General features: G+C 38.2%; 7 protein-coding genes. 5 read left to right on the forward strand and 2 right to left on the reverse strand.

The window, feature by feature from the left end; translation table 11 throughout:
* Positions 1 to 68: 68 nt before the first annotated feature.
* Positions 69 to 701 (reverse strand): thiamine phosphate synthase, encoded by a 633-nt coding sequence (locus SOM16_RS09125; RefSeq protein ID WP_320463697.1) that lies wholly within the window; start codon positions 699 to 701, stop codon positions 69 to 71.
* Positions 702 to 1,292: 591 nt separating this feature from the next.
* Here SOM16_RS09125 and SOM16_RS09130 point away from each other — a divergent pair.
* The 5 genes from SOM16_RS09130 to SOM16_RS09150 are packed head-to-tail and all read left to right on the forward strand — an operon-like array spanning position 1,293 to position 9,522.
* Entirely contained in the window at positions 1,293 to 4,607 is a 3,315-nt protein-coding gene (locus SOM16_RS09130; protein WP_320463698.1) for a SusC/RagA family TonB-linked outer membrane protein, read from the forward strand.
* 24 nt (positions 4,608 to 4,631) lie between these two features.
* Positions 4,632 to 6,350, forward strand: coding sequence for a SusD/RagB family nutrient-binding outer membrane lipoprotein (locus SOM16_RS09135; RefSeq protein WP_320463699.1), 1,719 nt, complete (start codon positions 4,632 to 4,634; stop codon positions 6,348 to 6,350).
* 57 nt (positions 6,351 to 6,407) lie between these two features.
* On the forward strand, positions 6,408 to 6,986 hold the full coding sequence (locus SOM16_RS09140) for a redoxin domain-containing protein (protein WP_320463700.1): 579 nt from the start codon (positions 6,408 to 6,410) through the stop codon (positions 6,984 to 6,986).
* Between the two features lies 1 nt (position 6,987).
* Positions 6,988 to 8,301, forward strand: a complete 1,314-nt coding sequence (locus SOM16_RS09145; RefSeq protein WP_320463701.1) for a cytochrome c — start codon at positions 6,988 to 6,990, stop codon at positions 8,299 to 8,301.
* A gap of 30 nt (positions 8,302 to 8,331) precedes the next feature.
* The gene (locus tag SOM16_RS09150; protein ID WP_320463702.1) at positions 8,332 to 9,522 is read left to right on the forward strand and encodes an ROK family protein; all 1,191 of its coding nucleotides are present in this window, start codon (positions 8,332 to 8,334) and stop codon (positions 9,520 to 9,522) included.
* 367 nt (positions 9,523 to 9,889) lie between these two features.
* Here the strand turns inward: SOM16_RS09150 and SOM16_RS09155 are convergent, their stop codons facing one another.
* The gene (locus SOM16_RS09155; protein WP_320463703.1) at positions 9,890 to 12,331 is read right to left on the reverse strand and encodes a TonB-dependent receptor; all 2,442 of its coding nucleotides are present in this window, start codon (positions 12,329 to 12,331) and stop codon (positions 9,890 to 9,892) included.
* Between the last annotated feature and the right edge of the window lie 706 nt (positions 12,332 to 13,037).

Below are 13,037 nucleotides of genomic sequence, written 5' to 3' on the forward strand. Positions count from 1 at the left end.
AAGTAGTAAGTAGTGAGTAGTGAGTATCGGGTAGTAAGTATCAGGTATCGAGTATCGAGATTCTGAAACTAGCCTTTCACTACATCATAAAAATCCTGATAGGCTTCGATAAAATCATCAGCCAAATTGATCGCGCCAGATACTGCAATGCCGTGAATTCCGGTTTGCATCAGCGATTCAACATCAGCAAATTTAACACCACCAACCGCCAGGATTGGAATCTCAACAGATAATGCCTTCAGTTTTTTCAGCATCACGGAATAGCCTTCGACACCTAAAAGCGGCAAATCGTTAGGCTTAGTTGCTGTATGTGCAAAAGGGCCAAAGCCTGTATAATCGGCTCCTTCATTAACCAGCCTGATGATATTTTCCAGTGTATTTGCCGAACCTCCTAAGGTGATATCATCCCCAACCAATTTACGCAAGATGGTGAAATCCGCTTCCATATTTTCTATGTGAAATCCTTGGATATCGGCCTTGCCATTTAAATGGATATGATCAGTTACCACTAATGTAGTGCCCCAATCATCGCAAATTTCGGCAATGAGATTAATTTCTGTTAGAAGTTCTTCATCGGTTTTGCTTAAACAGCGGTATTGAATCCACTTCGCACCAGCTTCACAAGCCATTTGGACTTGCGCTACGTGTGATAAATGTGGAAGATCGTGCGTAATATATTGAAGTTTTTCGATGTATTTCATGTGAAAACGGGTAGGATTTACCTGATTTTAACCTTTAAAAATTTAAGTGACAAGATAAGAAAATATGCAGATTGTACAGGTTTATAGTCGAGAATAGGTTGACATTTGAAGGATAAATGATAAAGTAACATTAATATAGACAAATTCAGACTACGGTATACTCAATTGGTATTGAGTTCAAAATGTGCCATAATTATTAAATTGAAAGCACACGTATACATAAATTGACATAAATTATACTTTATCCTGTCATGTTTTCTGTAATACCCTCGTTAATAGGAATTTAAACTTTTTATTTTTTTTATAAAGTTATTATATCTTTTTATTTTTTTTTTTAAGTTTGTTATAACTAATTACAAACCAACTAACTAATTTCAGTGCTAACCGAACGTCGTATTTATAAAAATGCCATTATTGGCATATGCTCTTCCTATTTAGATATGCACCTATTGATTGATTCCTTTCAATAAAAATCCCCCTACATTTTAAAAATTAATCGAATTCTAAACACTTAAACGTTAAAAAAATCAGATAAGAAAACCCAACAACCAATCAACCAAAACAATTTCACAATCACTAAAAAACATTAAAATGAAGAAAATTTACTTTAAATGTTTGAGCTTGCTATTGCTTTTATTTTTAGCAAAAGCAGCCGATGCTCAGACGGTTATTACAGGATCTGTAACTGACGGATCAGGACCTTTACCCGGGGCCAATGTATCTGTAAAGGGGACACAGAAAGCTACTCAAACCGATGGAAATGGTAAGTTTGCAATTAACGCTGCTGGTAATGAAACCTTAATTTTTTCTGCAGTAGGTTATCTTAGACAGGAACTTCCGGTAGGCAGCAGAAAGGTGTTTAATATCACTTTAAAAGAGGATTCGAAATCTCTGCAGGAAGTTACGGTTACAACAGGTTTCGGCGTAAAACAACAAACCAGAAAGCTGAGTTATTCCATACAGGAAGTAAAAGGCGAAGACCTGGTAAGGGCGAATGAACAGAATATTGTAAACGCCTTGCAGGGAAAAGTTGCCGGCGTAATGATCAATCAGGGTTCTGGCGGTCCGCAGTCTTCTTCCCGAATCAGAATCCGTGGTAATTCTTCATTAAGCCCGAATACCCAACCTTTGGTGGTAATTGATGGAGTATTAATCCAACCAGGGGTAACCGGAGCAGATAGTTACGGCAATAGCCCTCAGGATTTTGGTAATATTATGAAAAACTTAAATGCTGACGACTATGAAAGCATTACGGTATTAAAGGGTGCAGCAGCAAGTTCTTTGTATGGTTCACGCGCTCAAAACGGGGTTTTATTAATTACATCGAAAAAAGGAAGAGGCGGTCAGGGCCTTGGTATATCTTTCTCTCATACACAAACTATTGAGCAAGCCTATCGCACAATGGATTTACAGAATGAATTCGGTGCAGGTATCAACCCGACCTTTACAAAAGATGCTTCAGGTACACCAATCGTTGATCCGGCAAATTATTTCTGGAGTTTTGGTCCCCGGTTTGATGGAAGTATGGTTAAAGATATTGATGGCAGAATGATTAGCTGGAATGCACAGCCAAATAATTTATTAGACGCCTATAAACTTGGAAACTATAGTAATTCTAACCTAGCTTTCCAGGCGGGTAGCGAAACAGGAACATTCAGGCTATCTTATTCTAAATTATATAGTACCGGTATATTACCAAATAACAAATTTGACCGTGATGCGATTGACTTTAGAGGATCTCAGAAAATCGGAAAGATATTCGAAATTAACGCTGGTGTAAACTATACCATCAGCAATAGTTTTAATCCAATTAATCAATCAAATAACAGTAACCCACTTTTCGCCTTGGTATATGCCAACCCAAGAAGTTATGACACCAATTATTGGAAAGACAGGTATCTTGACCCAGCTGTTGGCGGTGTATTAACCGGTAATCAAGATGCTTATGGTCTTTCTGGCCTTTGGTTTGACCTTAATGAACGAAATGTAAGGCAGAGAGAGAACAATTTTAGAGGTAATGTAGATATTAAGGCAAATATTACGCCATGGTTAAATGCATTGGTTCGTGGAACTTTAAACCAAATAAATGTTAATGGGGAGACAAAAAATATTGGTAGCGGAGTAGCTTTTGCGGGCGGTGAGTACGCCCTAAGTCAATCGAATCAAAGAAGCAGCAGGTTACAATTTTTATTGAACGGAAACAAAAAACTTAGCGAACTTTTCGATTTTAACATGAGTTTAGGTGCTGAAACGACAAAGGATTTTGGAAACAACTTTACCAAATCTAGAACAGACGGGGGATTGAAAGACCCAGGTAAATTTTTCTTAGGAAATTCAGTTAATCCGATAATTACAGATAACCAATTAGACGGTAGCCAGAGAACAGATGCATTGTATGCTTTTGGAGATCTGACTTATAATAACATGCTGACCTTAAATTTTAGTGTAAGAAACGATTGGTCATCTACGTTAACCTATCCAGATGGCACAGGAGATCATAGTTATGTTTATCCTGCAGCAGGTCTTTCTTATGTTTTTTCAGAATCGCTGAAAAATAAGCCTGCATTCAATTTTCTTTCTTATGGTAAATTGCGTGCAAACTTCGGTTATACAGGTTTAGGTACCAGTCCGTTTTTAACTAGCGCAGGTAAATACAAGTTCCTTGGCACCTATACAGACGAAACAGGGAAAGTGCTGCCGAGATATGGATATCCGGAGTATACCCTTGGAAACAGTACGCTTAAGAATGAGCTTACCAAAGAGTTAGAGCTCGGTACCGAACTGCGTTTCTTTAAAGATCGTTTAGGAATTGATTTCTCATTTTATAAAAAGAATACCACAAACCAGATTTTATCTTTGGCGCTTCCTTCAGAATCTGGTGTAACCCGGAAACTGTTTAATGCCGGTAATATTCAAAATCAGGGTATTGAAATTTTATTAACGGGAACTCCAATTAAAACAACTAACCTGGAATGGAATAGTACAATCAATTTCGCCAGAAACAGAAATAAAGTTATCGAATTAGCTCCCGGAGTAGATTCTTATACTTTAGGTTATGCATTTGGAGCCGACATGAGCTCGGTTGCCATTGCGGGTGAACAGTACGGAAGCATCTATACGGGTTATGGTTATGCAACTTACCAGGCTACAGATGCGGCCGGAAATAATATTGACAACCCAAATAATGGAAAGAAATTATTGAAGGCTAACGGAAGCTATTTTAGAAGTGGGGATGCAGGCCAGGGGAATAAAAACCTGGGTACCATGATGGAAAAATTCAATGCCAGTGCGATCAATAATATCAGATATAAAAATTTCAACCTCGGCTTTCAGGTAGATGCTAAAATAGGTGGTTTATTGGCTTCTGGTACGCACCAGTATGGAACTAACTTTGGAGCGTTTGAAAGCACCTTGTTTGGCCGTTCTGCTGAATTTGGCGGTTTACCAAGAAAAGATGCTTCAGGTGCGGTAATTGCCAACGACGGAATAATTCCTGATGGCGTATTTGCCAAGGGAACTATGATTAATAATGTAAATGTTGGCGGCTTAACTTTTGAAGAAGCCAATGCAAGAGGAATTATTCAGCCAGTTAGTGCAAGGGTTCATTATGCAAGGTTAACCCAATGGTCTACCGGAATTAGAGAATATTCTACATTTGAAAATAGCTGGGTAGCCTTAAGGGAGGTGTCTTTAGGTTACACTTTACCAAAGAAATTAACCGATAAAATAAACTTTAAACAAGTTAATGTTGGCGTTACAGCGCGTAACCTAATGTACATCTACAACAGCCTGCCAGATCATTTAAATCCTGAAGGTTTATTCAGCAATAGTGCAGGTTCTTTCGCAGAGTATGGTGGTATGCCTTATGTACGCACTTTCGCACTCTCGGTAAGAGCAGCGTTATAATTTTAACAGTTAAAGAAATTGACCATGAAAATGAAAACAAAATCTACCCTAATGCTAACTGCATTAATCGGGCTATCCATATCATCGTGTAAAAAGGAAAAATTTGTAGAACTTAATACCGATCCCACTATTGTAAATCAGATTACCCCAGAACAACAGTTCATGAATTCTGTAATTAATATGCATGCTGATCGTTTCGAAGCATATTATGATAATTTCAGAGCGATAATGCCCTGGATGCAAATGACAACGCCACTAAATGGAAATGCGGTTACCTTTATTTCGGATGCGGCAAGTTTCAGGAACGTGAGGTATGGTAATTTTTATCCAAAAGTTGGAGGAAACCTTACTGATATGGAAGACTTGGTAAAGAAACTATCTGCTGAAGAACAGGCTAAACGGGTTTTTCAGGTGGAAATTGCGCACATCGTAAAAGCTTACTATGCTTTCTATGTTTCTGATGTAACCGGAAGCCTGCCTTATACGGAAGCATTTTTGGTAAGAAGCGGTGGCACAGAAACACCCAAGTATGATACTCAGGAGGTATTATTTGATTTGCTTGATGCACAATTAAAAACAGCGGTAACTACATTAAACAGCACACCACCTGTAGCACAAAGTTCATTGGGTACAAATGATCTTTTCTATCAGGGCAATATTTCCAACTGGATCAAAGTGGCAAACTCCACCAGATTGAGAATGGCCATGCGTTTAATGAAAAGAAATCCTGATAAGATGAAGGCAAAAGTTCTTGAAATTCTGGCTGCACCAGGTGGCCTTATCAACGCTGCTGCTGAAAGCTGGGTTTTTAAGGCAAATGCAACTTATGCTGATGGTGGAGATTGGTCTGCCTTAAATCTACGTGCACCCAAACCTGTAGTAGATTTCATGTATAACAACAGCGATCCAAGAATCAGGTTTTTCTACCAGGAGAATACCTTCACTCAGGCAAATTTTACCACGGCAAAAACGCAAAATAAAATACCTGCCGCTGCAACATTTGATACCAGAAGATTTTATGGTGTACCAACAAGCCCTGATGTTTCTGCCGCTCCGGCATTTGCGAATTTTTTAAATAATATTTCCATATCGGTGGTAAATGGAACGGGGCAAACGGTTAATCAACCCATGGATTCACTATCTATGCTTCAGCCAAGGTTATTTGCTGCTGGTGAGAACGGCGGAAAAGGAATTAATGCATTTCCACTCATCACTTATGCTGATGTTTGCTTTATGCGTGCAGAATTGGCAGCGAGAGGCGTAACAACAGAATCTGCCCAAGATTGGTATAATAAAGGTGTTGCTGCATCTGTTGCATTTTATGATGATTTAGCTAATAAAGCACAAATTATAGATAGAACAGGTACGTTAAGTTATGTGGCAGTAAACGCTACCGAGGTAACCACCTATATGAATAAAACAGATATCAAATTTGATGCAGGCCGGGCCTTAGATCAAATTATTGGACAGGCTTACCTCAACTTTTTTAAGCAACCAAGCGAGGCATGGGCACTTTATAAAAGAACCGGAATGCCAAACTCGTCAACTATCCTTAAATTAGAGAAACTTGTAGCAAGCGGAACAGAGCAAACAATACCAAGAAGAGCTGCGTTAGCCATACCTTCCATTACTAACTTAAACTACCAGAACATTGTGGCTGCCTACCGTACCATGCAGGCAGACCCTGATTTTGGTCAAGGGCCTAGCGATATCACCGGAAGGGTTTGGTGGGATAAAAAATAAAGTTATATTTAATAAAACTATAGAACTCCTAATTTACTTAGGAGTTCTTTTTTCTTTATGAAGTTAAAAACGATCATCTTACTAACCGCTCTATTCTGTGCTAATAATTGTGTTAGCCAAAATGTTTTGTCTCAAAAAGCTTTATGGTCTGCGATTGGCACCACCCATTTGGTTAATTCAAAAAATAACGAAAAAATAGTGCTGAGCAAAAATACAGCTTTCGTATTTCTTTCACCCGAGTGCCCATTGTGTAAAAATTACATGTTGGTACTTAACAACCTCGTTAAAACATATCCGCAGGTAAATATTGTTGGGATAATTCCAGGCAAAAGCTACACCGCTAAAGTTATTAAAGAATTTGGCATAGAATATGAGGCGCAGTTCAACCTCTATCTGGATCAGGACAAAGCGCTTACAAAACTTTTACTTGCGAAAACAACGCCGGAAACAGTGCTACTGGATCAGCTAGGGAATATCAGGTACAGGGGCTTGATCGACAATTGGCAAGCAACACTCGGCGTAAAGCGAAAGGTAATTACCGATCACTACCTAGAAAATGCGCTTAAGAAAATTACATCAAAAAACTATACCTATACCGAAACCAATCCTGTAGGGTGCCGCATTAACGATCTTTAATATGTTCAATAGATTTTTTTTAATTCTTCTTGGCATCTTATTTTTTGAACAGTCATTTGGTCAGAAAGTTACCTATTATGAACACATTGCGCCAATTATTCAAAGCAAATGTGCACCATGCCATCGGCCCGGTGAGGCTGGGCCATTTTCATTACTAAGTTATGCCGATGTAGCAAAAAGGGCCTCTTTTATCAAAGATGTGGTGACCTCTGGCTATATGCCACCATGGAAACCAGACAATCATTACCGTCTGTTTGCAAATAACCGCTCTCTAACTGATAAAGAGAAAAACACCATCATCAACTGGATAGAAAACGATGCGCCGGAAGGTGTAGATAAAAAAAGGAAACCATCAGCTCAACCTTTACTAGCAGGGACACAATACACCCGAAAACCAGATTTTACCCTCAGTATGAAAAATGCTTTTATAGTGAAGGGCGATAATGAAGAACGGTTTATTGTCTTTAAAATACCTTTTAATATGGCTACTGCAAAAAATGTAGAAGCAATGGAATTCGTATGTAATAATAAAAAAATAGTTCATCATGCAAATTTCGCTATACACCCTGTTGCCGATTCCATAGATATAGAATCAACTGCAGACTATGTTAACTTAACGGATGATTCCAGAACCAATTACGACCAATACCTGCCGTTTAAAGAAAAGATGACTTACTACGGTGGCTGGATTCCAGGCACATCTTTTGAATCATACCCGGCAGATTTAGGATGGGTAATGCCTAAGCGAGGTGTTATTTTGCTAACCATTCATTTTGCACCGCTGGCAAAAGCCGAAGAAATTAAAGCAAGTATCAACTTTTTCTTCAAGGAAACGCCTGTAAAAAGAATAGTGAATGTAGTTAGTTTGGGCTCGGGTGGTGTAGGTGAAAGTTCTATAGATCCTTATTTCATGATTAAGGCAGATTCTGTTAAAAAGTTTACACTAAAAATTTTAACCCCGCAGGATCAATCTCTACTCTATGTTTGGCCACATATGCACCTGCTTGGGAAGAGTTTTAAATCTTATGCCGTTACGCCTTTGGGCGATACTATCAGGCTTGTTTCTATACCCTCGTGGGACTTTAGGTGGCAGGAAATTTACCGCTTTAAAAACTTGATTAAAGTGCCCAAGGGATCTGTATTAACAATTGAAGGGACTTATGACAATACCAGGAACAACCCCAATAATCCGAACAATCCTCCTAAAATGGTTTTCTCTGCCAATGATATGAAGTCAACAGATGAAATGATGACTATGCTTCTCGTTTTTTTAACCTATAATGAAGGTGATGAAATAAAAGTTTTAGATCACTAATCCTATTTTTAACGCGATAACCCTCACCAAATGTCAGTTATTTTTGAGAAAAGTCAACGGCTTCGTGCTGATATAATTAAGCACTTTTATTATAAAAGGGTGTTGTCCCTAACAGAACTCAGTATCTTCACTGGAAAAAGTCTTCCCTTAATCAGGTCCATTGTATCCAGTTTGGTTAATGAAGGATATTTATGCGAGCAGGGACTGGCACCGTCTACCGGTGGCAGAAGGGCTTCCATTTACGTACTCAACCCAAACCAAACTAAATATGCAGTAGCGGTAGCGATGGAACAATTAACCACAAGGTTAACGATATACGATCTGTCGAGGAAAGCTGCGATTCCTGTGCAACATCTTGATCTGGAACTTTCAGATTCTTTTAATGATGTAAATGTGTTAATTAACTTTATCAACGAAAGCATCGCTAAATCAAAAATTAACAGGGTTGATATTTTGGGTGTAGGAATTGGCATGCCAGGCTTCGTAAATTCAGAAATTGGTATCAATTCGTCTTATCTTTTTATCAAAGATGGCTCAACACTAAGGGATTACCTTATTAAAGGGATTGATCTGCCAGTAACAATTGATAATGACTCGAGCCTTATCGCGCTAGCGGAATTAAATTTCGGAAAAGCGAGGAATCTAAATGATGTAATGGTTGTCAATATTGGATCTGGAACTGGCTTAGGTATTATCATTAATGGAAGCCTTTATCGGGGAAGCCGTGGGTATGCCGGTGAATTTAGTCATGTTCCACTATCAAATACTAATGATTTATGTTCATGCGGAAAGAGAGGGTGTTTAGAAGTAGAGACCTCCTTAAGGGTTATGGTCAGAAAAGCCAAAAAAGCTATGCGTAAGGGGATGAGGAGTAGTATGAATGAACTTTTTAAAGACCAAGGAAAACAAGAGATCGATCATTTTCTGGATGCAGTTGTTGCACAGGATCCTCTGGCCATTTCGATCCTGTCAAATGCAGCATTTCAGCTTGGAAAGGGTCTGTCTACCCTTATTCATATCTTAAATCCCGAATGTATTGTGCTAAGCGGAAGAGGCGCAAAAGCTGGTAAAATGCTTATGCCATCAATTCAGCAGGCCATTAACGAATTCTGTATTCCCCGAATCGCAGATTTAACTAATATCGAATTATCCATACTAACCTATGAGGCAGAATTATTAGCGGCAGCTAGCTTAGTTATAGAAAACAATTCATTTGAATAGTATGATGATCTAAAAAGGAAGATCATAAATTTAATGAACGGTTATGCTACAGAAATGAGTGAGCGTCTACATCATCCTATAACAGCAAATACAACCTTTTAAGATGTTAAATAGTAGAGAGGTAGCCTAACTTTACATCAAAAGTGCTATTATAGGGCAAAACAACTTCATTTAAATGATACCTATGCAGTAATTCTGCAATTAAAAAGTTCATTTAAAACTACCAGATTTAAACTTCATTAAAAAGAAAGATATTAGGAGTATACCAACTTTATTGCTAGACTTTTATCTTCAATAGAAGCAATCTATTTCATGAGAAGATTGCTTCATATCCTTTGTTAACGCCATGTTATCCTATTCAGGTTAATTAAAACTTCACATTCAGGTTCAACAAAAAGTTGGTTCCAGCTTGTGGGTAAAAAAAGTTTTCGGTAATCCGGCTCCCTCCAGATTGATAGCCGTAAGTATAACCATTACTTTCATATTTTTTATCGAACAGGTTATTTACCAATAAACCCAGGTTTATATTTTTTACGCCTGCAAATTTAAAATTATAACCTAATCTTGCATTGCTTACCCAATATCCGTTAATTGTTCTATCATTGTTTTGCGTATTATCTAAATACTGTTTGCTTACATATTTACTTTGCAAAGCAATGGCGAACCCTGTTACTGGCTTGTAAACAAACTCGCCAAATAGCACAGCAGCTGGTGAGAAGGAAATATCTGTTAATGAATAGTTGTTAACTACCTGTCCGCCGTTGTCATAGTCGTCATAATATTCTGTGAAATTCTTAATCTTATTTCGACTAAAAGCTGCGTTCGCATTTACAGCAAAAGATTTATTAATGGTGTATCCACCATCCAATTCAATACCCAAACGATAGCTATCATCTACATTTTGACGAAAATTTCCACCTACGTCATTAATTTTGCCCGTTACCACCAGTTGATTTTTGTAAAACATTCCGTAAGCATTGGCACCCAAATTAAACCGGCTATTCTTAAAACGATAACCTAGCTCTACATCATTTAAACGTTCTGACTTAGGGAAAACACCCGCTGCTGCATCTACATAATCATCGCGATTTGGCTCTTTATTGGCTACACTAAATGACGCATATACATTGCTTTCCGTATTAATAAAGTAAGTGGCGCCTAGTTTAGGGTTAAAGAAATTTAACTGATCATTAATGGCCAGCGTATTTAACTTATTTTCCGTCCCTGCAACGTTGTAATTAACCCGGCGGTATTGTAAATCTGCGAATAAACTTAAGGCTTCAATAGGACTATAATTTACCTTTCCATAAATGTTAAAATCAGTTTTAAAACCTTCGTTATCATAATAGTGACGGTCTATATTTCCGTTCGATGCATATTGCGCCCAGATAATTTGTCCGAAATGTGCGCCTTTGTATTCGTTGTAAGCACCGCCAAGGGTGAAGTTTAAGCTTTTCTGAGGCACATAATTAAAGGCATAAGTAACACCATAAAAATCATTATCCAGCCAGCGCCTGCGGATCAGGTCTGTATTCGTCACGGTTGTTCCGCCAATGGTAACCGGATTCAGGCCGTAATCGCTCAGCTTATTATCCACCCGGAATTCTTCATAATAACCTTCACCTTTTGTATAGTGCAAAGCGCCATTAAAGGAAAACTTATCAGAAAATTGCCTTGCATACAGCATTTGATAATGATTTTGCTGGTAATTATCCGTCTGGTTATCATACGTAAAACTATTGTATCTGCGACCTGAATTTAACAAATTTGCAGCATCATCTGCGCTTAATCCATTCCGATCAATATACGCCTGCATCCCCGCAACATCATTGTTTAGACGAGATTCCGGAATACCATTCCACGATTGGTACGTTTTTTCTGTTCCTGCAAAAACATTTACTCTTAACAAATCTTTATTACCGTGGTAAGCCCCAGAAAGGAAGTATGATTTTAATAGCGAAGCGCCTCTGTCTACATAACCATCAGAACTGATTCTGGACAGGCGGCCATCAAAACTAAAGCGGTTATTGATTAAACCTGTACCTACTTTGACGGTGTTTTTCCAGGTATCAAAACTTCCATAAGTATTGTTTACCTCTGCATAGGGTTCCATTTCACTTGCTGTAGTTTGAATGTTTAAGCTGGCACCAAAAGCACCTGCTCCATTTGTAGATGTTCCAACACCTCGCTGAATTTGAATATTATCTACAGAAGAGGCAAAATCGGGCATATTTACATAAAAGGTTCCCTGACTTTCACTATCATTAATGGGAATGCCATTTACTGTTACATTGATCCGACTGTTATCACTACCACGAATCCTGATACCTGTATAACCTACGCCCGCACCTGCATCAGAATTAACCACCACTCCTGGTGTATTTTGAAGAATGAAAGGTAAATCCTGACCAAAGTTATTTTCTTCGATCTCTGCTTTGGTAACGTTTTTATAAGTTGTAGCTGATTTTTCATTTGCCCGCGTTGCCCTAACAATCACTTCATCTGCCAGGAAATTCTGTTGAACCAGGTTGAAATTTAAAACCGTATGATCAGAAAGCGCAACAGATTTTTCCTGCGTCTTGTACCCCACATAACTCACCACAATAGTGTAATTTCCTGCAGATAAATTACTTAAGGAGTAATGGCCACTTACATCACTCAATACCGCAGTTCGCTGGTTTTTAATCTTGATAGTTGCCCCAGGCAAGGCATTTTGATTATTATCGGTTATTTGTCCGGTAACAGCATTTTGTGCCAAAGTAAAGAAAGGCAAGAAAGCAACTAATGTTGCAAAAAGTAAAGTCTTCAATATTTTTGTTTTTAGTTAAACCAATCGGAAACAGGGGTTCTCCCGATTTAAGTTAAACTTCCATAACTCCAATCCCTACGCCGGCATTACCCGGATCAGGTGCATTCGAGGTTGATGGCTGGAGGGTTCCAAAGTTGATGGCATTAGCCTCTACCTTTTTACCTTCTACCTTTCACCTCAAAATGGGTATGATCTCAGCCTGTTTTTGTGTTTATACAAACAAGGCACCCCCAATGATGCTGCAAATGTATAAAAATATTGTGTTATTGATTGATAATGATTGTTCTTCTTTTCCGAAAGAATATAATGAGGTAATAATTGAACCCTTATCAACCAACTAAAAGAATTTGCCACTACTCAGCTAATTCCCAGCGCAAACTTAGAGGATTTAAGCAGAAGCAAATTGTGAAAATACTGCAAAATTATTTTAATCTGCGAGCCAAAGCCTGGCTCAGGTTAAGTCATTTCACATCAGCGATCATATAAATAGGCTGACAAAATTTCTAAAGAACTGTTCATACATAGTATCTAAATTCCATTCTCCATTTAAATGATTAATCAAAGTCCTTATTTTTTGTCATGCCAATTTCAAACCACTTTTAACGCTGAGAAACTAACATTTTCATGGCAGTTGGCTTCTGAAATCATTTTAATTTCGCATGAAATCATCCCCATTAATGCGAAGTATCAATAGCGATTCTGCGCT

This window comes from Pedobacter sp. CFBP9032 (genome assembly GCF_034045265.1).
Lineage (GTDB): Bacteria > Bacteroidota > Bacteroidia > Sphingobacteriales > Sphingobacteriaceae > Pedobacter.